At 64.7% G+C, this 18,633-nt stretch carries 22 protein-coding genes; 10 read left to right on the forward strand and 12 right to left on the reverse strand.

The window, feature by feature from the left end:
* Positions 1-28: 28 nt before the first annotated feature.
* From EUV02_RS06125 to lipA, 4 genes are all read right to left on the reverse strand, one after another.
* Positions 29-1,219, reverse strand: a complete 1,191-nt coding sequence (locus EUV02_RS06125; protein ID WP_135245273.1) for a CaiB/BaiF CoA transferase family protein — start codon at positions 1,217-1,219, stop codon at positions 29-31.
* A 12-nt stretch (positions 1,220-1,231) separates the two neighbouring features.
* On the reverse strand, positions 1,232-2,839 hold the full coding sequence (locus EUV02_RS06130) for an MFS transporter (RefSeq protein ID WP_243445785.1): 1,608 nt from the start codon (positions 2,837-2,839) through the stop codon (positions 1,232-1,234).
* 87 nt (positions 2,840-2,926) lie between these two features.
* Positions 2,927-3,421, reverse strand: coding sequence for a type II toxin-antitoxin system RatA family toxin (locus EUV02_RS06135; RefSeq protein WP_135245274.1), 495 nt, complete (start codon positions 3,419-3,421; stop codon positions 2,927-2,929).
* A gap of 1 nt (position 3,422) precedes the next feature.
* A complete protein-coding gene (lipA, locus tag EUV02_RS06140) occupies positions 3,423-4,340 on the reverse strand; it encodes a lipoyl synthase (protein WP_135245275.1) in 918 nt (305 codons plus the stop codon).
* 168 nt (positions 4,341-4,508) lie between these two features.
* Here lipA and EUV02_RS06145 point away from each other — a divergent pair, with 168 nt between their 5' ends.
* Genes EUV02_RS06145 through EUV02_RS06155 form a run of 3 tightly spaced genes read left to right on the forward strand, consistent with a single transcriptional unit; the run spans position 4,509 to position 6,478 of the window.
* Complete coding sequence (locus tag EUV02_RS06145) at positions 4,509-5,483, forward strand: sodium-dependent bicarbonate transport family permease (RefSeq protein ID WP_135245276.1); 975 nt, start codon at positions 4,509-4,511, stop codon at positions 5,481-5,483.
* Positions 5,480-5,782, forward strand: coding sequence for a P-II family nitrogen regulator (locus tag EUV02_RS06150; protein ID WP_135245277.1), 303 nt, complete (start codon positions 5,480-5,482; stop codon positions 5,780-5,782). Before EUV02_RS06145 ends, EUV02_RS06150 begins: the two co-directional genes overlap by 4 nt.
* Before the next feature lie 45 nt (positions 5,783-5,827).
* Positions 5,828-6,478 (forward strand): carbonic anhydrase, encoded by a 651-nt coding sequence (locus tag EUV02_RS06155; protein WP_135245278.1) that lies wholly within the window; start codon positions 5,828-5,830, stop codon positions 6,476-6,478.
* 51 nt (positions 6,479-6,529) lie between these two features.
* Here the strand turns inward: EUV02_RS06155 and EUV02_RS06160 are convergent, their stop codons facing one another.
* The 8 genes from EUV02_RS06160 to eno all read right to left on the reverse strand — a co-directional run bounded on the left by EUV02_RS06160 (position 6,530) and on the right by eno (position 14,958).
* Positions 6,530-7,078: an SRPBCC family protein gene (locus tag EUV02_RS06160; RefSeq protein WP_135245279.1), complete on the reverse strand. Its 549-nt coding sequence runs from the start codon at positions 7,076-7,078 to the stop codon at positions 6,530-6,532.
* Positions 7,035-8,432: a dihydrolipoyl dehydrogenase gene (gene lpdA, locus EUV02_RS06165; protein ID WP_135245280.1), complete on the reverse strand. Its 1,398-nt coding sequence runs from the start codon at positions 8,430-8,432 to the stop codon at positions 7,035-7,037. Before lpdA ends, EUV02_RS06160 begins: the two co-directional genes overlap by 44 nt.
* Positions 8,429-9,700, reverse strand: coding sequence for a pyruvate dehydrogenase complex dihydrolipoamide acetyltransferase (locus EUV02_RS06170; RefSeq protein ID WP_135245281.1), 1,272 nt, complete (start codon positions 9,698-9,700; stop codon positions 8,429-8,431). The genes lpdA and EUV02_RS06170 overlap by 4 nt, the downstream gene beginning before the upstream one ends.
* Positions 9,697-10,128 carry a hypothetical protein gene (locus EUV02_RS06175; RefSeq protein WP_135245282.1) on the reverse strand — a complete coding sequence of 144 codons (432 nt, stop codon included), beginning with the start codon at positions 10,126-10,128 and terminating at the stop codon, positions 9,697-9,699. The genes EUV02_RS06170 and EUV02_RS06175 overlap by 4 nt, the downstream gene beginning before the upstream one ends.
* 559 nt (positions 10,129-10,687) lie before the next feature.
* Positions 10,688-12,067: a pyruvate dehydrogenase complex E1 component subunit beta gene (locus EUV02_RS06180; RefSeq protein WP_424022175.1), complete on the reverse strand. Its 1,380-nt coding sequence runs from the start codon at positions 12,065-12,067 to the stop codon at positions 10,688-10,690.
* On the reverse strand, positions 12,067-13,134 hold the full coding sequence (gene pdhA, locus EUV02_RS06185; protein ID WP_424022177.1) for a pyruvate dehydrogenase (acetyl-transferring) E1 component subunit alpha: 1,068 nt from the start codon (positions 13,132-13,134) through the stop codon (positions 12,067-12,069). Before pdhA ends, EUV02_RS06180 begins: the two co-directional genes overlap by 1 nt.
* Before the next feature lie 133 nt (positions 13,135-13,267).
* Positions 13,268-13,579, reverse strand: a complete 312-nt coding sequence (locus tag EUV02_RS06190; RefSeq protein ID WP_135245285.1) for an FtsB family cell division protein — start codon at positions 13,577-13,579, stop codon at positions 13,268-13,270.
* Positions 13,580-13,683: 104 nt separating this feature from the next.
* Positions 13,684-14,958 (reverse strand): phosphopyruvate hydratase, encoded by a 1,275-nt coding sequence (gene eno, locus EUV02_RS06195; RefSeq protein WP_135245286.1) that lies wholly within the window; start codon positions 14,956-14,958, stop codon positions 13,684-13,686.
* Between the two features lie 192 nt (positions 14,959-15,150).
* Here eno and EUV02_RS06200 point away from each other — a divergent pair, with 192 nt between their 5' ends.
* The 7 genes from EUV02_RS06200 to EUV02_RS06230 are packed head-to-tail and all read left to right on the forward strand — an operon-like array spanning position 15,151 to position 18,414.
* Positions 15,151-15,486 (forward strand): hypothetical protein, encoded by a 336-nt coding sequence (locus EUV02_RS06200; RefSeq protein WP_135245287.1) that lies wholly within the window; start codon positions 15,151-15,153, stop codon positions 15,484-15,486.
* A gap of 28 nt (positions 15,487-15,514) precedes the next feature.
* Positions 15,515-15,919 carry a phage holin family protein gene (locus tag EUV02_RS06205; protein WP_135245288.1) on the forward strand — a complete coding sequence of 135 codons (405 nt, stop codon included), beginning with the start codon at positions 15,515-15,517 and terminating at the stop codon, positions 15,917-15,919.
* On the forward strand, positions 15,919-16,494 hold the full coding sequence (locus EUV02_RS06210) for a DUF3618 domain-containing protein (protein WP_135245289.1): 576 nt from the start codon (positions 15,919-15,921) through the stop codon (positions 16,492-16,494). Before EUV02_RS06205 ends, EUV02_RS06210 begins: the two co-directional genes overlap by 1 nt.
* Positions 16,495-16,502: 8 nt before the next feature.
* Positions 16,503-16,904 (forward strand): c-type cytochrome, encoded by a 402-nt coding sequence (locus tag EUV02_RS06215; RefSeq protein WP_207790118.1) that lies wholly within the window; start codon positions 16,503-16,505, stop codon positions 16,902-16,904.
* Between the two features lie 23 nt (positions 16,905-16,927).
* On the forward strand, positions 16,928-17,599 hold the full coding sequence (locus EUV02_RS06220; RefSeq protein WP_135245290.1) for an MlaC/ttg2D family ABC transporter substrate-binding protein: 672 nt from the start codon (positions 16,928-16,930) through the stop codon (positions 17,597-17,599).
* Positions 17,599-18,174, forward strand: coding sequence for a gamma carbonic anhydrase family protein (locus EUV02_RS06225; protein ID WP_135245291.1), 576 nt, complete (start codon positions 17,599-17,601; stop codon positions 18,172-18,174). Before EUV02_RS06220 ends, EUV02_RS06225 begins: the two co-directional genes overlap by 1 nt.
* A 24-nt stretch (positions 18,175-18,198) precedes the next feature.
* Positions 18,199-18,414 carry a DUF4170 domain-containing protein gene (locus EUV02_RS06230; protein WP_135245292.1) on the forward strand — a complete coding sequence of 72 codons (216 nt, stop codon included), beginning with the start codon at positions 18,199-18,201 and terminating at the stop codon, positions 18,412-18,414.
* The last annotated feature ends 219 nt before the right edge of the window (positions 18,415-18,633 follow it).

The raw sequence follows: 18,633 nt of genomic DNA on the forward strand, positions 1-18,633 counted from the left end.
ACGTCGATGAAGCTAACACCCACCCTGCCTAGTGGGAAGCCGCGATGACCACGCCTGCGGCAATCAGCGCATCAATGTCTGTCGCCGACTGGCCAAGCTCGCGCAAAATCGCGCGGCTGTGCTCGCCCAGACCCGGTGCCGGGCGCGGCGCGTGCGACGGCGTCGCCGAAAATTGCGCCGGCGCAATCGGCGAACGGACGCGGCCAAGCGCGCCGTGATCGATTTCGGCGATGCTGTGATTATGCCGCACCTGCGGATCATCACCGACATTGGCCCGCGTGTTGACGCGGCCACCGACGGCGCCGGTCGCGATGAACGCCGCCATCAGCGTATCGACATCGCGCGATGCGATTTCGGCCGCGACCGCCGGCAGCCAGTCGTCGCGGTACACGGCGCGGTCGGCAGCCCGGGTAAAGCGCGGGTCGGCAGCAAGGTCGGGGCGTTCGATCGCCGCGCACAGGGCGACAAATTCGGCGTCCTGCAACACGCCGATGGCGACCTGCCCGTCGCGCGCCGGCCACAATCGCGCCAGGTCGCTATAGTTGGGCACCGGCGCCGGCGGTTCATCGAGGAAGCTGTGGTTGTACATCGCCTCGGGCCAATTGAAGGCAATCGCCGCATCGAGCATCGACACCGCTACTTGCTGTGCGACACCGGAGCGTTCGCGCGCGAACAAGGCCGCGGTAATCGCCTGCGCTGCCGTCAGCGCGGTCAACTTGTCGGCCATCAACGACCCCACCAGCGACGGATGGCCGGCGGCATCGAGCTGCGTCGCGGCAATCCCCGACACCGCCTGCACCGCTGGGTCATAGACGCGGATATTGCGGTACGGCCCATCGGGCCCGAAGCCGCTCACCGATGCATAGATCAGCTGCGGGTTGATCTCGGCACAGCGCGCCGGACCATAACCCAGCCGTTCCATTGCGCCGGGACGGAAGTTTTCGATCAGTACATCGGCCCAGCCGATCAGCGCCGCGACAATCGCCGCCGATTCGGGTTTCTTGAGATCGAGGGCCAGTCCGCGCTTGCCGCGATTGACGGTGATAAAGGTTGCCGACATGTTGCCCTTGCCTGGGCCAAAGGCGCGCACGGGATCACCCGTCGGCGCCTCGATCTTGATGACATCGGCGCCCTGATCGGCGAGCATGCACGCGGCCATCGGGCCGGAAACGATTTGACTGAAATCGAGCACCTTGATGCCTGTCATCGCGCCGGCCATGGCAGTGGCTCCTTATTTGGAAATGTCGCGGTCTTTGGTTTCAGGCAGCCAAAATAGCGTGACGGCAAACGCCGCCAGCACGACAATCCACGTGTACCACAGTCCGCCGAAGGCATTGCCCGACTTGGCGACGATATACAGCGATATCAGCGGCAGGAAGCCGCCGAAATAGCCGGTGCCAATGTGATACGGTAGCGACATCGATGTGTAGCGGATGCGTGCCGGAAACAGCTCGACCATAATCGCCGCGACCGGCCCATAGGTTGATGCCGACAGCAACCCGAGCAGCGTAATCGCAGCGACGATCAGCAGATTGTTGCGCGGCCCCGGATTGGCCTTGGTGGGATAGCCCGCCGTGGCCAGCGCGGCTTCGATGCCGGCTTTGTCGAAACCCTGCACCGTCGTCGTGCCGATAGTGATGCGCAGCGCGCCGCCGTCATCGATCGCGCCGGTGTGACCGATGCCGCGCCCCGACAGATATTGCAGCGCCTGCCCGCATTCGGACGTTTGTTTCGATGCGAACGGATTGAACCGGCAATCGCTGCCGCTGATCGAGACCGGCGATGCCGCCGCCGCCGCCATCAGTTGCGGGTTCGCAGCCTTCGCCAGCAAATGAAACGCCGGGAACAGCAGCAACAAAGTGATGGCATAACCAATCAGCATCACCGGCTTGCGACCGAACTTGTCGGACACGCGCCCGAACACCACGAACAGCGGCGCGACGATCAGCATCGACACGCCGACGAGCAACTTGGCATCGGTCTCATCGACCAGCGCCGTGCTCTGAAGGAAATACAGTGTCTGGAACTGCGCGGTGTACCAGATGACAGTCAGCCCGGCCGCAACCGCTATCATCGCAACGATCATCGTCTTCAGATTGCCCGGCGCCGAGAACGCTTCGCGCAGCGGTGCACTGCTGGTGGTGCCTGCCTCCTTCATCGCCGCGAACACCGGGCTCTCGCTGAGCTTCAACCGGATATACAGCGAGATCGCCAGCAGCAGGATCGACACCAGGAACGGGATACGCCAGCCCCAGTCATCGAACGCTTCCTTGCCAACGCTGAACACGGTCGCCAGCACCACGACCAGCGACAACAGGAAGCCGCCAACCACCGATGCCTGGATGAAGCCGGTAAAGAAGCCGCGCTTGCCCGGTGGTGCATGTTCGGCGACATAAATCGCCGCGCCGCCATACTCGCCGCCGAGCGCCAGCCCCTGCAACAGTCGCAGCCCAACAAGCAGCACCGGCGCCCAGATACCGACCTGTGCATAGGTCGGCAGCACGCCGACCAGCGCGGTGGCCAGCCCCATCAAAGTAATCGTCGCCAGGAACGTATATTTGCGCCCGATGCGGTCACCCAGCACGCCGAACACCATCGCGCCGATCGGCCGGACGCCGAAACCTGCCCCGAAGGTCGCGAGGCTGAGCAGCAGGCCAGCGGTCGGATTCTCGCTGGGGAAGAACATCCGCCCGAGCAGCGCCGCGAGCGTGCCGTAGACGAAGAAATCATACCATTCGAACACGGTCCCGAGCGACGAGGCGACAATCACCAGCCGGTCGCGCTTGGGGTCGAGCGTCAGCCCCGCATCATTGGTCGCACCGCTATCCGAACTTGCCACGCTGGTCCCCTGTCACGCATCGGGCTTTCCACCCTGTCGATCTGCTCATAGGGGGCGATGGCATTTCGCGGCAAGGGACTTCGCGCCCTACCCCGCCAGCGCTTGCGGATACATTGCAGCAGCGCGCGCTTCGAACGACGCTACCATCTTGCGCAGCGCGTCGCCGAAGAACATGCCGGCAATCTTTTCGAACATCTTGGTCTTGAACTCGAACTCGACGGCAAAGTCGATTTCGCAGCCCCCCTGCACGTCGCGGAAGCGCCAGTCGTTGTGGAGGTATTTGAGCGGCCCGTCGAGGTAATCGACGTGGACATGTCGCGCGCGGTCGAGCGTGACGCGGCTGGTGAAATGTTCGCGGATCGCCTTGAACCCCACCACCATGTCGGCCGTCACGATCTGATGCGTTGCCGGGTCGACTGGTGTCGGATGTGTCCCCTCCCACAAATGCCCCGCGTGTGGTGTGCGGATGCGCATCGCGATAATCCACGGCAGGAACTCGGGGTAGCGGCCGATATCGGCGACCAGATCAAACATCTGCTCGGCGGTATAGGGCATCCGCCGCGTCTCGCGGTGCTGCGGCACCTTAGCTTGCCGTGCGCGCCAGTTGCGCGTTTCGCGCGTCGCGCATCTTCGCAAAGTCGGCACCGGCATGATAGCTTGAGCGCGTCAGCGGTGTTGCCGCGACCAGCAGGAAGCCCTTGGCGCGCGCAATTGAGCCATAGGCCTTGAATGCGTCGGGGGTGACGAACTCGACAACCTTGGCATGGCGCGGCGTCGGTTGCAGATACTGGCCCATCGTCAGGAAATCGATGTCGGCCGAGCGCATGTCATCCATCACTTGGTGGATTTCCATACGCTCCTCGCCCAGCCCGACCATGACGCCCGACTTGGTAAAGATTGTCGGATCGAGCCGCTTGACGGTTTCGAGCAACCGCAGGCTGGCATAGTAGCGCGCGCCGGGGCGGATCGTCGGGTACAGCCGCGGCACGGTTTCGAGGTTGTGGTTATAGACATCGGGCCGCGCCGCGACGATCGCTTCGACCGCGGCGGCCGCCTTGTTGCGGAAATCGGGGGTTAGGATTTCAATCGTGGTATTCGGCGCACGCTTGCGGAGCTGCTGAATGACGCGGACGAACTGCCCGGCGCCGCCGTCGGCGAGGTCATCGCGGTCGACACTCGTCACGACGATATGCTCAAGCCCCATCTCAGCGGCGGCTTCAGCCAGATGCTCGGGCTCGAGCAGATCGACCGGTTGCGGCATGCCCGTCTTGACGTTGCAGAACGCGCAGGCCCGCGTGCAGGTATCGCCGAGGATCATCACCGTCGCGTGCTTCTGCGACCAACATTCGCCGATGTTGGGGCACGCGGCTTCCTCGCAAACAGTCGTCAGCCCCTTGGCACGCATCAGCCGGCGCGTTTCGGCAAACGCCGGCGATGTCGGCGCGCGCACGCGCAACCAGGCGGGCTTCGGGATACGCGGGGCCGGGGCTGTCTCACTCATGCGCGCGTCTTAGCGGTTGGCACGCCACGTGCCAATGAGAGTCTGATGCATAGCTGCCCTCACACCATCGGATGCGCAGTAGGCGGCGCGCACAATAGTATGAATATTTTTAATGCGCTTTGGTTTGCAATTGCAGAATTCAAAATCGGACTCTATGTCCGCCGCGCCATGACAAATGCTGCTGCCACCCTGCTCAATCCAGCCATACTATTCTTCGTGCTCGGGGCGATTGCCGCGTTCGTCCGATCCGATCTCGCCATTCCTGAAGCCGTGACAAAGGGGCTGTCGCTGTATCTGATGGCGTCAATTGGCCTGAAGGGCGGCGTCGCCGTCGCCACCGCCGGCCTGACAGGTGAAATGTTCGCGGCCGGCGCTGCGGGGTTGGCGCTCAGTCTGCTGCTGCCGGTGCCGGCGTTCGTGGCGCTCCGCCGAGCCGGGCTGGGCATGACCGATGCAGCCGCGACCGCAGCCCACTATGGTTCGGTCAGTGTCGTCACCTTTGTCACCGGCAGCGAAGTGCTGACCGGGCAAGGCTTGGCGCCGGCGGGCTATATGGTTGCAGTACTGGCGCTGATGGAAACGCCTGCGATCATATCGGGACTGCTGTTGGCCCGCCGCGCCACCAGTCATGGCATTGCGACAACGGCGCACACGCCGACGCACGAGATGCTGCGCGAGGTCTTCGCCAACGGCTCGGTCATGCTGTTGGTCGGCAGCTTTGCCATCGGCGCCATCATCGGCAAGGACAAGTTCACCTCGATCGCGCCAGTCTTCGACACCGGTTTCAAGGGCATATTGTGCCTGTTCCTGCTCGACATGGGGCTGGTCGCGGCGCGGCGGCTGCAAGGCGCGCGGCTGCTGACCCCGGCGCTGGTCGGGCTGGCGATTGCCTTGCCGCTGGTCAATGGTAGCATCGGCGTGCTGGTCGGCCATGCCATCGGCCTCGATACCGGTTCGGTCGCCGCGCTCGGCATATTGGCGGGCAGCGCGTCGTATATTGCGGTGCCGGCGGCGATGCGCCTCGCGCTGCCGCAGGCTGATCCGGGCATCTACCTGCCGATGTCGCTCGGCATCAGCTTTCCGTTCAACATCATCTTCGGGATTGCGATCTACACCGCGCTGGCTGAAAGGTTCGCCGCATGAGCACCGCTCGCCGCATCGAAATCCTGGTGGACCGGCCGCTGCTGCGCCGCGTCACCGCCGCCGCCGATACCGCAGGCGTCACCAACTATGCGCTGCTGCCGACGCTCGGCGGCCGTGACGGTGCCGATGCCTGGTCGCAGGACCAGCTCACCGGCGCCACCGACCGTATCCTGTTCACCACCGTGCTCGCCGCCGACAAGGCCGATGCGCTGGTCGCGGCGCTGACGCCGCTGCTCGACAGCCATGACCTGCTGCTGACCATCTCCACCGTCGAAGTCGTGCGCGGCGGGCGTTTCTGAGCAACGGTGCTTGAGGCGCGCGGCTGCGCCTGCTACCCAGCCGCCATGCCCAGCTTTGCTACCTTGCTCGATGGTTTCCGCCGCTTCCGTTCGGGGGAGTATCAGGACCAGCGCCGGCGTTTCGATGCGCTCGCCATGCACGGCCAGTCGCCCAAGCTGATGATCATCGCGTGCAGCGACAGCCGCGTCGACCCGACACGGATTTTCGATGTCGATCCCGGCCAGGTGTTCGTGGTGCGCAACGTCGCCAACCTCGTGCCGCCATATGAAACCACCCCGGGCTATCACGGCGCCTCGGCAGCCATCGAATTCGCCGTCACGCAGATCGAGGTCGATTACATCGTCGTGCTCGGCCATGCCCAGTGCGGCGGCATCAGCGCTTCGCTGAGCGGCAAGTTCGACGGTGCCGCGCATGGCCATGGCGGCTTCATCGGCCACTGGATGGACATGATCGCGCCAGCCCGCGACGCCACCCGCGCCGCCGCCGCCGCCAACCCCGATGTCGATGCGCAGCAGGTGCTCGAACTCGCCGCCATCCGCCTTAGCCTCGACAATCTGCGCAGCTTCCCGTTCATCGCCGAACGGCTGGAAGCCGGCACACTCAAGCTGCGCGGCACGCATTTCGGTATCGCCGACGGGATTTTGCGCGTGCTCGACGAGGATACCGGGCGGTTTGAGCCGGTGCCGGTAGGTTAAGAGCCTCCGGCGGGCAGGGGCTAGCCCCTGCCCGCCGGAGGCCCTTTACCCTTAGTGCACCGTCGCCTTGACTAGATTGTCGAACTGCTGGCCGAGCACGCCGTCAATCGCCGGCGCAATTTCCGCCATGCCGCCCGCGATATCGCCTGACGCGGCGTAGACCATGCGCAACTGCGTGCCGCCATCGATGGGCTTCATCTCGATGCTGAGCACCGCATAGACCGGCGCCTGTTGCAGCGGCCCGAAGCCGCCGACGGCGCGCAGCACCTTGCCCGGCATCGCCATCACGATGCGCGCGTGTTCGATGCTGTTGGCCTCGCCCTTCGGGCCGGTCCAGCGCTCGCACCAGCAGCCACCGGCGCGCGCATCGATCGACAGATTGGCGGCCTTGCCCGAGTAGCTGTGCGCGGGCGACCACCAGCCGGGCAGGTTGACCACGGTTGCCCACGTCTGGTCGGGCGTCGCCTTGACCGTGGCGGTATAGCCCAGCGTGAACTGGGCGGGGCTGCTGGTCACCACCGCCGCCGACACCGGCGCGGCGAGCAGCGTCAGCGTGCTAATAATGCAGCGCGCGACCATAGGCATCGAGGACTGATTCATGCATCATCTCCGATAGCGTCGGGTGCGGGAAGACCGCGTGCTGAAGTTCGACTTCGGTGGTTTCAAGCTGGCGCGCGACCATATAGCCCTGGATCAGCTCGGTGACTTCGGCGCCGACCATGTGCGCGCCGAGCAACTCGCCGGTCGCGGCATCGAACACGGTTTTGACGAAGCCTTCGGCCTCGCCGAGCGCGATGGCCTTGCCGTTGCCGATGAACGGGAACTTCCCGACCTTGACCGCATGACCGGCGGCGATCGCCTTGGCCTCGGTCATGCCGACGCTGGCGACTTGCGGGCGGCTGTAGGTGCAGCCAGGGATGTTGCCGGTGTCGAGCGGGTGGACGCCGGCCAGCCCGGCCATTTTCTCGACCGCGATGACGCCCTCATGGCTCGCCTTGTGCGCCAGCCACGGCGGGCCGGTGACGTCGCCGATCGCCCACAGGCCGGGCACGCCGGTCGCGCCATAGCCGTCGGTCACGATATGGCCGCGGTCGGTTTTGACGCCGAGCGCCTCCAGCCCGATGTTTTCGGTATTGGGAACGATGCCGATGGCGACGATGACATGGCTGTAGCTGTCGGTGGTCGCCTTGCCGTCGGCGGTGGTGATGGTGGCGCTGACGCTGTCGGCGCCGGGTTTGACGTCGGAGACCTTGGCACCGGTGACGATGGTCATGCCCTGCTTGGCCAGCGCCTTCGCCATGAACGCCGACACGTCCTCGTCCTCGACAGGCAGCACGCGGTCGAGCATTTCGACGACGGTGACCTTCGCGGCCATGTCGCTGTAGAAGCTGGCGAATTCGACGCCGATGGCGCCCGACCCGATGACCAGCAGCTTGGTCGGCATTTCGGCCGGCACCATCGCGTGGCGGTACGTCCAGACACGTTTGCCGTCGGCGGCGACGCCCGGCAGGTCGCGCGCACGGGCACCGGTGGCGACGATGACGTTCTTGCCGGTCAGCACGCGCGTCGTGTCGCCGGTGGTGACGGTGACTTCGGCGGGTGCGGTCAGCGCGCCGACGCCTTCGACAACGGTCACCTTGTTCTTCTTCATCAACCCTTTGACGCCGCCGTTGAGTTGCCCCGCCACCTTGCGCGACCGTTCAACGATCTTGGCGAGGTCGAACGACACGCCGGTCGCCGACAGGCCGTAGGCATCGGCATGTGTCATATAGTGGTAAATTTCCGACGTCCGCAGCAGCGCCTTGGTCGGGATGCACCCCCAGTTGAGGCAGATGCCGCCGAGCCGCTCGCGCTCGACAATCGCGACCTTCATCCCCAGCTGCGCCGCGCGGATGGCGGCAACATAGCCGCCGGGGCCACTGCCGAGGATGACGAGGTCGAACGCCTCGCTCACGCCACCAACCCCAGCGGGCTCTCACATAGCTCCTTGAACACCTTCATCAGCTGCGCGCCGTCGGCACCGTCGATGGCGCGGTGGTCGAAGCTGCCGGTGGCGGACATGACGGTGGCAATCGCCAGCGCGTCATTCACCACATAGGGCCGCTTTTCGCCGGCGCCGATCGCCATGATCATGCCCTGCGGCGGGTTGATCACGGCTTCGAACTGCTTGATGCCGTACATGCCCATGTTCGACAGGCTGGCGGTGCCGCCCTGGTACTCGTGCGGCTGCAGCTTGCCGGCCTTGGCCTTGTCGGCGAGCACCTTCATTTCGGTCGAGATCGCCGACAGCGCCTTGTTCGACGCATCGGCGATGATCGGCGTGATCAGCCCGGTCGGCACCGATACCGCCACGGAGATATCGGCGCGGCTGTATTTGATCAGCGTGTCGCCGGCGAAGCTGACGTTGCACGCGGGCACTTGAACCAGCGCGGCCGCGAGCGCCTTGATCAGCATGTCGTTGACCGACAGCTTGATGCCGCGCTGCTCGAGCGCCGCGTTGAGGTCGCCGCGCAGCTTGAGCAGCGCATCGAGCCGGACATCGACGGTCAGATAGATATGCGGGATCGTCGCCTTCGATTCAGCCAGCCGCCGCGCGATGGTCTTGCGCATGTTCGACAGCTTGACCGCTTCGTGCGGGATGCCGGTGTCGACGAACACCTTGGGCGCTGCAACTGGCGCTGCGACGGGCGCAGGTGCCACCGCAGGTGCCGCAGTGGCAACCGGTGCCAAAGTCAGGTCGGCGCGGACGATGCGGCCGTTCGGCCCCGAGCCGCGCAGTGTGGCAAGGTCGATGCCCTGCGCCTGCGCCAAGCGGCGCGCCAATGGCGTCGCATTGATGCGCTGCCCGGCGGGCGCAGCAGCGGGCGGTGCCATGGGTGCCGGGGCTGGTGCAACAGCCACCGGCGCAGCAGGGGCAGGAGCCGGCGCAGCAGCTACCGGCGCTGCCACAGCCGCTGGCGCTTTGGCTGGCGCCGCCGCCTCGCCGTCACCGCTCAGCCGCGCGATAACCTGCCCGACAGGAATCTCCTCGGCCCCCTCGGCGACCAGCAGTTCGGCAACGACACCTTCGTCGATGCTCTCGACTTCCATCGTCGCCTTGTCTGTTTCGATCTCGCACAGGATATCGCCCGATTTGACGCTATCGCCGACCTTGACGATCCACTTGGCGAGCGTGCCGGTCTCCATCGTCGGCGACAGCGCGGGCATGGTGATGTCGATCATTTCGTCTCCGTCAGCTGAGCCGGGTGCTCGATGTATTTGCGGTAGGTTTCATAGGCGATGAACCACAGCGAGTAGACCGTCAGCCGGCCCCAGAAGTCGATCATCACCGCGCTGTTTGCATCGGTCGGCAGCTTGCCAAGATACCCCAGCGTCAGGAAAAACGGTATGTTGAACAGCACCGCCGCGACGATGAGCGTGCGCAGCACCGGCAGCTTTTCGAACCAGATCCGGTACGCGGCATAGGCTGCAAACCAAAACGAATAAACGGTCAGCCGGCCCCAGAAATCGACGAACACCAGCGTGTCAGGCGCGTTGCTGATGCGCCCGGTCAGCGCCAGCGTCAGGAACACCAAAGTGTTGCCGAGCACCAGCGCGATGAGGAAGCGCTTGATGGCGATGCGCGTGGGTTCGGAGAGCTTGGTGGCCATTAGCTATTGATGGAACAGGTTGATGTTTTGAGCCGATACAGCTTTACCAACCCGCTGTGCGACCGTGCCGCTTTCCATCGTCGCGGTGAGCGCGGGCATGGTGACGTCGAACGGCATTATAGATGAACTCCAGAGCCGACTAAGCTCGCGCCGTGCATCCTCGTCCTAAGGTAACAGTAGGTCAGCGATGTAGTCAGGGACCCGCAATAGACGCCGACTGCGCCTACGAGAAAGTTCGCATGTTGCACGTGCCAAGGTACGCCCGCGACATCAAAAGATCGATTCGGATAAAAGCCTCGCCAATAGCCGATCAACGGTATCACCGCGATCAAAGCATCCCAGCCCATGCCGATACGGAACCTGAATTGAAGCCACCTCCACGGAGCAACAACCAACATCGACGCGGGGACCAAAAATAGGGCGGAAGCAATAAGCGGTCCGAAAGTGGATACCAAAAAGCTTGCGCCAGGAAACGGAAAGAAAACTGTAGAGGCACCTACAAATAGGCTAAAAACAGCAGAGCCGGCGATGCCGGAAACATACATGTCCGCTATTTCACTCACCGGTAGCAAACCTTCTTCGCAGCCTCGACCACGTCCTCGACCTTGAGCAGCGCCAGCTTCTCGAGGTTCGCCGCATAGGGCAGCGGCACATCGACATTGGTGACGCGCAGCACCGGGGCATCGAGGTCGTCGAAGCCTTCCTCCATGACGATCGCGGTGATTTCGCTGGCGATCGAGCAGGTCGGCCAGCCTTCCTCGACCACGACCATGCGGTTGGTCTTCTTCAGGCTGGCGAGCACCGTCGCCTTGTCGAGCGGGCGCAGCGTGCACAGGTCGATGACTTCGGCGTCGATGCCCAGTTCCGCGAGCTTGGTCGCGGCATCGAGCGCGACGCCGACCGCTATGCTGTAGCCGACCAGCGTCACATCCTTGCCGGTCTTGACGACGCGCGCCTTGCCGATCGGCAGCGCGATATCACCCACCGGCACGTCGAACGTCTGGCCGTAGAGCAGCTCGTTTTCGAGGAACACCACGGGGTCGGGTGAACGGATGGCGCTCTTCAGCAAGCCCTTGGCGTCCGCCGCACTATACGGCGCGATGACGATCAGCCCCGGTACGCTGGCGTACCACGGCGCATAGTTCTGGCTGTGTTGCGCGCCGACGCGGTGCGCGGCACCGTTGGGGCCGCGGAACACCATCGGGCAGCGCATCTGGCCGCCCGACATATAGTTGGTCTTGGCGGCCGAGTTGATGATGTGGTCGATCGCCTGCATTGCGAAGTTGAAGGTCATGAACTCGACGATGGGCTTCAGCCCGCCCATCGCGGCGCCGGTGCCGAGACCGGCAAAGCCGTATTCGGTGATGGGGGTATCGACGACGCGCTGTGGGCCGAACTCTTCGAGCAGCCCCTGCGTGACCTTATAGGCGCCCTGATACTCGGCGACTTCCTCACCCATCACGAACACCGTGCCGTCGGCGCGCATTTCCTCGGCCATCGCGTCGCGCAAGGCTTCGCGGACGGTCTGGCGCACGACCGGCGTGCCGGCGTGGACTTCTGGTTCGGTGGCGAGGCTGGCGGGGACATGGCCGGGTTTGGCTTCGACGCTGATGTTGAGCGCAGCGCTGGATTCGCGCTGGACGATGGCTTCTTTGGGTGCGGCTTCCTTGGGCATGGCCGGTGCCGGCGACGCATCCTCGCCTTCGCCGGCGATAGTGGCGATCAGCGTGCCGACCTTGACGCCGTCGGTGCCGGCGGCGACGTGCAGCTTGCTGACCACCCCGCCCTCGTCGGCCTCGAGCTCCATCGTCGCCTTGTCGGTTTCGATTTCGGCGAGCACGTCGCCGGGCTTGACGGTGTCACCCTCGGCAACCAGCCATTTGGCGAGTGTCCCCTCCTCCATCGTCGGCGACATCGCGGGAAGCTTGATCTCGGTCATCAATAGGTTCCCACCAGCACGTCGGTGTAGAGTTCGGCCGGGTTCGGCTCGGGCGTTGTTTCGGCGAAGTCGGCGGCATCAGCGACAATGGCGCGGACTTCCTTTTCGATGTCCTTCAGGCTGGCTTCGGTCGCCGCGCCCATCGCCAGCAGGTCGCGCTTGGCGGCTTCGATGCAGTCGGACTTCTCACGCATCGCCTGGACCTCGTCGCGCGAGCGGTACTTCGCCGGGTCGGACATCGAGTGGCCACGGTAGCGATAGGTCTTCATTTCGAGCAGGATCGGGCCCTTGCCGGCGCGCACCCACTCCGTTGCCGTCTGCGCCGCGCCGCGCACCGCGCAGACGTCCATGCCGTCGACCTGGATGCCCGGCACGCGGAAGCTTTCGCCGCGGCGGAACAACTGGTCTTCGGAGCTGGCGCGGTTGACGCTGGTGCCCATGGCATATTGGTTATTTTCGATGACGTAGATCACCGGCAGCTTCCACAGCTCCGCCATGTTGAAGCTTTCATAGACCTGGCCCTGGTTCGAGGCGCCGTCACCGAAATAGGTGACCGCCAGCCCGCCGTCGCCCTTGTACTTGTGCGCAAACGCGAGGCCCGTGCCGAGCGGCACCTGCGCGGCGACGATGCCGTGGCCGCCGTAAAAGCCGTGGTCGACCGAGAACATGTGCATCGAGCCGCCCTTGCCCTTCGAAATGCCCGCCTGGCGCCCGGTCAGCTCAGCCATGACGGCGCGGGCTTCAATGCCGGCGACAAGCATGTGGCCGTGGTCGCGGTAGCCGGTGATGATGCTGTCGTGGGGGTTCAGTGCGGCCTGCACGCCGGTGACGACAGCTTCCTGCCCGATGTAAAGATGGCAGAAGCCGCCGATCAGCCCCATGCCATACAGCTGCCCGGCGCGTTCTTCGAAGCGACGGATGAGCAGCATGTCACGGTACCATTTCAGCAGTTCTTCGCTGGTCGGCTTGTACCGTTTGGGTTCAGGTGGACGCTCGCGAAGCGGCGAGGCTGGTTCCGAAGAAGCGCGCGTGGACGATCTGGCCAAGAAAATCACCCCTGAGGACATCATGTGCGCGACGGGCGCGGGCGCATGTTGTGGAACGAAGCGCCGCGGTTTTCAATGTCAATTAGTGGCAGGGGTGATGCCGTTGCATTCGTATTCGTCAGCCGGGTGCACCGTGTGATGGCGTCGGAAAGTGCTAGTCGACCGGAAGAACAAACTCGTCTTCGCGCACAACGCCGAGGTTCTTGCGGACCAGTTCATCGGCGAAATCGGGGTCAACATTCTGCGGATCGAGCAGTTCGACCTGCCGGGCAAGTGCCGCCTTGGTTTCAACGCCCTGTGCGACCTGCGCCGACACGACGGCGCGCTGGGCCCGGTATTCGCGCAGCGCCAGAATGCCGGTCGGGCCAGAAACCGCGAAATAGGCGAAGTAGATCATCATGCCGATGCATGCCGCGGGCAGCGCCGAACGGCGCAGCAACGACAGGGGATCGAGACGTTCTATCATGACAACCGTGTAAACCACGGGATTCACGCCGATTCAAGCGGTATTTTGCATGGTGATTCGGCGCGAGTCGTTTTCTGACTCGCACCGGCAGACCCGCGGGTCGCTCAGCGCAGGATCGCCTTGCCGGCATAGACCGCCGCATCGCCCAGCTCTTCCTCGATGCGGATGAGCTGGTTGTACTTGGCCAGCCGGTCCGAGCGCGCCAGCGAGCCGGTCTTGATCTGCCCGCAGTTGGTGGCGACGGCGAGGTCGGCGATCGTCGCATCCTCGGTTTCGCCCGAGCGGTGCGACATGACGCTGGTGTAGCGGGCGCGGTGCGCCATTTCGACCGCCTGCAGCGTCTCGGTCAGCGTGCCAATTTGGTTGACCTTGATCAGGATCGAGTTCGCCAGACCGTCGACGATGCCCTGGCGCAGCCGCAGCGGGTTGGTGACGAACAGGTCGTCGCCAACGAGCTGATGCGTCGCGCCGAGCTTGTCGGTCAGCAGCTTCCAGCCGGCGAAATCGTCTTCGGCCATGCCGTCTTCGATCGACAGGATCGGGTAGCGCCCGCACAGCTCCGCCAGATAGTCGACCATCGCGCCGGCCTCGAGCGTACGGCCTTCGCCTTCAAGCACATAGGCGCCGTTCTTGTAATATTCGGTGGCCGCGCAATCGAGCGCCAGCATCACGTCCTCGCCGGGGCGGAAGCCGGCCTTTTCGATCGACGCCATGATGAAGTCGAGCGCCGCGACCGGGCTGGCGAGGTTGGGCGCAAAGCCGCCTTCATCGCCGACCGAGGTCGACATGCCCGCCGCCGACAGGCCCTTCTTGAGCGTGTGGAAGATCTCGGCGCCCCAGCGCACGGCCTCGGCGATGCTATCGGCACCGACCGGCATCACCATGAATTCCTGGAAATCGATGGGGTTGTCGGCGTGGGCACCGCCGTTAATGATGTTCATCATCGGCACCGGCAGCACGTGCGCCGAAACGCCGCCGATGTACTTGTGCAGCGGCAGCCCGCGCGCTTCGGCAGCGGCCTTGGCAGCCGCCATGCTGACGCCGAGGATGGCGTTGGCACCGAGCCGCGACTTGTTGGGGGTGCCGTCGAGCTCGATCATCAGCGCATCGAGGTCGGCCTGGTCTTCGGCATCGATGCCGGCGACGGCGTCGAAGATCTCGCCATTGACCGCGTCGACCGCCTTGGTGACACCCTTGCCGCCGTAGCGCGTCATGTCGCCGTCGCGCAGTTCGACGGCTTCGTGTGCGCCGGTCGAGGCGCCCGACGGCACCGCGGCGCGGCCGAAGCTGCCATCTTCGAGCAGCACTTCGACTTCGACGGTCGGGTTGCCGCGGCTGTCGAGGATCTGGCGCGCGTGGATATCGACGATGGCGGTCATGGCAATGAAACCTTTCAACCAGGATTCTGATGGGTACCGGAACTTGTCGACGGCGCTTCTAGCCACCAAATGCCAGGTCGGCAACGCTACAACACCGGCGGCAATACGGTTTGATGGAACCACGCTATTCATCGACAGTTTGGCGCTGTAGATTGCCGGTCGCAATTCGCGGCCTGCTAAGGGAGATTTGAAATGGACGTGCAAAACCTTCGCAGCCAGGCAGCCGACCGGCTTCACGATGCCGCACAGGACGGCAAGCACCGTGCCGATGCGATGCTGGAGGGCGTCGCGCTGGCGGTGGCGGAGTTCGCCGACCGTATCGACGGCGACGGCCAGGTTGCCAAGCTGGCACGCAGCGCCGCCGATACGGTGAGCGGCTGGTCGGAAGTGCTGCAGTCAAAGTCGGTCGACGAGCTGGTCGAAGACAGCCGCACTGTGGTCCGCCGGTCGCCGGCGCTGGCGATCGGACTCGCGGTTGCGACCGGGTTTGCGCTATCGCGTTTCTTCAAAGCCAGTGCGCCGCGCTGACCTGGCCCGTGAACCGGAGACCGAATTGATGGAAGCTGCGCCCGACCCCGCGCCTGATACCAGCACGCCGATACCGGTGCTGTTCAAGCGCCTGCTCAGCGACGGCGAACTGCTGGCGCGAGCCGAACTGCGGCTGGCGCAGGCGCAGGTGACGAGCCAGGCGCGCGCCGCCGTCCCCGGGCTGATCGCAATATTGGTCGGCGGCGTTTTCGTGCTGGCGTCGTTGTTCACGCTGCTCGCGGCGCTGATCGGCTGGCTGACGCCGTCGCTGGGCGCGGGCAACGCCGCACTGGTGGTGACATTGGGTACGGCAGCCGTTGGCGGTATTGCCATTGCACTCGGTTCGCACCATCTCAACAAGCGTGCGGTGGTGCCGCCGGTGCGCCACCTGCCCGATCTGACGGGACCAACGCCGCAAGAGGAGGTCAAGTGATGACAGACAACAGCAATCGCTCGGTCGAATCCTATGCCGCCGATGTCGAAGCAACACGGGCGCGCATCGCCGCGACGATCGACACACTTCAGGATCGCCTGCAGCCGCGCGTGCTGGCAACGCAGGCGGTTGAATCGCTGGCGCAAACCGCGCTGACCGCGTTTGCCGGATCCGGCACCGCCATGCTCGCGCTGACGCGCAAGCTGCTGCGCGATCACCCGGTTGCCACGGCCGCCGCCGGTCTCGGCATCGGCGTGGCGCTGATTGCCCGCAACCGCCTGTCGCATGCCGAGGTAAATGTCGGCGACGATTACGAACCCTATAGCGATTTCGACGACGAGCCGGCGCTTCGGCTGGTCGATAATGTGCAGACCGAAGCCAGCGGCGCGGTCGAGGAGAACCCGCTGGCCGCCGTGCTCGCGGGGTTAGCGGCGGGCGCCCTGCTCGGCGCGCTGTTCCCCGAAACCCGGGCCGAGAACAAGCTGATCGGCCGCCACAGCGACAAGGTCTCGACCGCGGCGCGTGCCGCCGCGCGGGCCGCGCGCGCCGAGCTGCTGTCGCGAGACGCTGCTTGACGCAGAGCATGGCACTGACATCGTCCCGACTGCCGCAAGTCGCGCTGCTCATGGCGGCACTACTGTTCGGCGCCGAAGCTGCGACCGCGCAGACCGGTGACGGCGCGCAGCTGTTCGCAGCGCATTGCGCGATGTGCCACCTTGATCCGCACGCCCCCGGCGACAGCACCAAGATCGGGCCGCCGCTCGGCGGCATCGTCGGCCGCAAGGCTGCCGCCGACCCCGACTACACGCGCTATTCGGCGGCGCTTCGCCGTTCGGGCATGGTGTGGAGCGAGGCTTCGTTGGCCGCCTATCTCGCTGCGCCGACGCAGGCGGTGCCCGGCACGACGATGGCACTCGTCGGGATGACCAGTCCCGCCGAACGTACCGCGATCATCAACTATCTAAAGTCGGCGCCCAAGCGCTAGTGTCTTCCAGGGAGTTCCATTCGATGCGTCATCTTTCGCGCTTGCTGCCGGCGGGCTTCGCCGCGCTGGCCTTGTTCACTGCGGCCGGCACGCTGGTCAGCCCGGCCCCCGCTGCCGCGCAGACCGTGGCGACCGCACCCGACATGGCCGCCGCCTCGGCGTTCATCGTCGACCTGTCGGACAAGGCGTTCGGCGTGCTGCGCGACAAGTCGCTGTCGAAGTCGGCGAAGCTCGGCCAGTTCCGCACGATGCTGCGCGACAATTTCGCGCTGGAGGACATCGGCAACCGGCTGATCCGCCGCTACCGCAACCAGATCACCCCGGCGCAATATGCCGCCTATCAGGCGGTGTTCCCCGAATTCGTCACCAACGTCTATGCGGCGCGGCTGTTCGAATACCCCGATGCGCAGGTCAAGGTGGTCCGCACCCTGCCCCGCGGTACGCGCGGCGATGTCGATGTCTACACCCGCATCGCGACCGGCACCGGCAACCCGATCGAGGCGATCTGGGCGACGCGCAAATCGGCCGCCGGCAAGTGGCAGGTGACCAACCTGACGGTGTCGGGTGTCAATGTCGCGCTGACGCAAGAGGCTGATTTTTCGGCCTATATCCAGAAGAACGGCTTTGACGCGCTGATCGAGTTCCTGCGTTCGGCGAACGCTAAGAACGGCATCACCATCAGCGGGAAGAACTGATGACCGAAATTCTCGACCTCGGCGAAGCCGCCTATATCCACCCGAGCGCGCAGATCTACGGGCGCGTCAAGATGCACGCCGAAAGCTCGATCTGGTGCAACGCCGTCATCCGGTCGGAGGTCGCGCACGTCGAAATCGGCCGCGGCACCAACGTCCAGGACTTCGTGATGATCCACACAGATCCGGGCAAGCCAGTGGTCATCGGCGACTATTGCTCGATCACCCATCACGCCACGCTGCACGGCTGCACCATCGGCAACAACGTGCTGATCGGCATCAACGCCACCATCTACAACGGCGCCGTCATCGGCGATAACTGCATCATCGGCCAGCACGCCTATGTGAAGGACGGCACGATCATCCCGCCCAATTCGATCGTCGTCGGCGCCCCGTCGAAGATCATCCGCACCGCCAACAGTTGGCTCGCGAACCGCATGAACGCGCACTATTACATCCGCAACGCCCATGCCTATGCGCAGGGCAACCACCGCACCTGGGCCGAGGCAGACATTGCCGACTGGACCGCCGCCAAGCTCGCCGAGCTGCAGGCCGAGTTCGCTGCGCTTGGCATTTGACGCCAATCCGGCTAATTGCGTTACATGAGTAACAAATTGCACCTCGTTTTCGGCGGCCGCGTCAAAGACCCGCGCGCGCTTGATTTCGAAGACCCCGCCAATCTCGATGTCGTCGGCATTTTCGACAACTACGACGATGCCGAAGCCGCCTGGCGCGCCAATGCGCAGCGCACCGTCGATGACGCATGCATGAAATATGTGGTCGTGCATCTGCACCGGTTGCTGACGCCCGACGTTTAGAAGGGCCTCCGGCGGGCAGGCCTGAGGCCTGCACCCGTTTGTTTGGGGCGTGCCACTTCGACCCCCAATCCTCAAACCATACCCCGCCCCGCTCATCCCGAGCGAAGTCGAGGGACACGCCCACCCGTCAGCGCGTCCCTCGACTTCGCTCGGGATGAGCGGGGTTGGTGTTGTTGGAAGCGGGTTCAAGCAAGACACGCACGCACGACGAATTTCCGG

The organism is Glacieibacterium arshaanense (assembly GCF_004681125.1).
GTDB classification, from domain to species: domain Bacteria; phylum Pseudomonadota; class Alphaproteobacteria; order Sphingomonadales; family Sphingomonadaceae; genus Polymorphobacter_A; species Polymorphobacter_A arshaanense.

Excerpts from the sequence above, each read along its gene's own strand:
- EUV02_RS06125 (WP_135245273.1), bottom strand. The coding sequence starts at position 1,219 with ATGGCCGGCGCGATGACAGGCATCAAGGTGCTCGATTTCAGTCAAATC.
- lipA (WP_135245275.1), bottom strand. The coding sequence starts at position 4,340 with ATGAGTGAGACAGCCCCGGCCCCGCGTATCCCGAAGCCCGCCTGGTTG.
- EUV02_RS06145 (WP_135245276.1), top strand. The coding sequence starts at position 4,509 with ATGACAAATGCTGCTGCCACCCTGCTCAATCCAGCCATACTATTCTTC.
- EUV02_RS06150 (WP_135245277.1), top strand. The coding sequence starts at position 5,480 with ATGAGCACCGCTCGCCGCATCGAAATCCTGGTGGACCGGCCGCTGCTG.
- EUV02_RS06155 (WP_135245278.1), top strand. The coding sequence starts at position 5,828 with ATGCCCAGCTTTGCTACCTTGCTCGATGGTTTCCGCCGCTTCCGTTCG.
- EUV02_RS06160 (WP_135245279.1), bottom strand. The coding sequence starts at position 7,078 with ATGAATCAGTCCTCGATGCCTATGGTCGCGCGCTGCATTATTAGCACG.
- EUV02_RS06170 (WP_135245281.1), bottom strand. The coding sequence starts at position 9,700 with ATGATCGACATCACCATGCCCGCGCTGTCGCCGACGATGGAGACCGGC.
- EUV02_RS06175 (WP_135245282.1), bottom strand. The coding sequence starts at position 10,128 with ATGGCCACCAAGCTCTCCGAACCCACGCGCATCGCCATCAAGCGCTTC.
- EUV02_RS06180 (WP_424022175.1), bottom strand. The coding sequence starts at position 12,067 with ATGACCGAGATCAAGCTTCCCGCGATGTCGCCGACGATGGAGGAGGGG.
- pdhA (WP_424022177.1), bottom strand. The coding sequence starts at position 13,134 with ATGTCCTCAGGGGTGATTTTCTTGGCCAGATCGTCCACGCGCGCTTCT.
- EUV02_RS06190 (WP_135245285.1), bottom strand. The coding sequence starts at position 13,579 with ATGATAGAACGTCTCGATCCCCTGTCGTTGCTGCGCCGTTCGGCGCTG.
- eno (WP_135245286.1), bottom strand. The coding sequence starts at position 14,958 with ATGACCGCCATCGTCGATATCCACGCGCGCCAGATCCTCGACAGCCGC.
- EUV02_RS06200 (WP_135245287.1), top strand. The coding sequence starts at position 15,151 with ATGGACGTGCAAAACCTTCGCAGCCAGGCAGCCGACCGGCTTCACGAT.
- EUV02_RS06205 (WP_135245288.1), top strand. The coding sequence starts at position 15,515 with ATGGAAGCTGCGCCCGACCCCGCGCCTGATACCAGCACGCCGATACCG.
- EUV02_RS06210 (WP_135245289.1), top strand. The coding sequence starts at position 15,919 with ATGACAGACAACAGCAATCGCTCGGTCGAATCCTATGCCGCCGATGTC.
- EUV02_RS06215 (WP_207790118.1), top strand. The coding sequence starts at position 16,503 with ATGGCACTGACATCGTCCCGACTGCCGCAAGTCGCGCTGCTCATGGCG.
- EUV02_RS06220 (WP_135245290.1), top strand. The coding sequence starts at position 16,928 with ATGCGTCATCTTTCGCGCTTGCTGCCGGCGGGCTTCGCCGCGCTGGCC.
- EUV02_RS06225 (WP_135245291.1), top strand. The coding sequence starts at position 17,599 with ATGACCGAAATTCTCGACCTCGGCGAAGCCGCCTATATCCACCCGAGC.
- EUV02_RS06230 (WP_135245292.1), top strand. The coding sequence starts at position 18,199 with ATGAGTAACAAATTGCACCTCGTTTTCGGCGGCCGCGTCAAAGACCCG.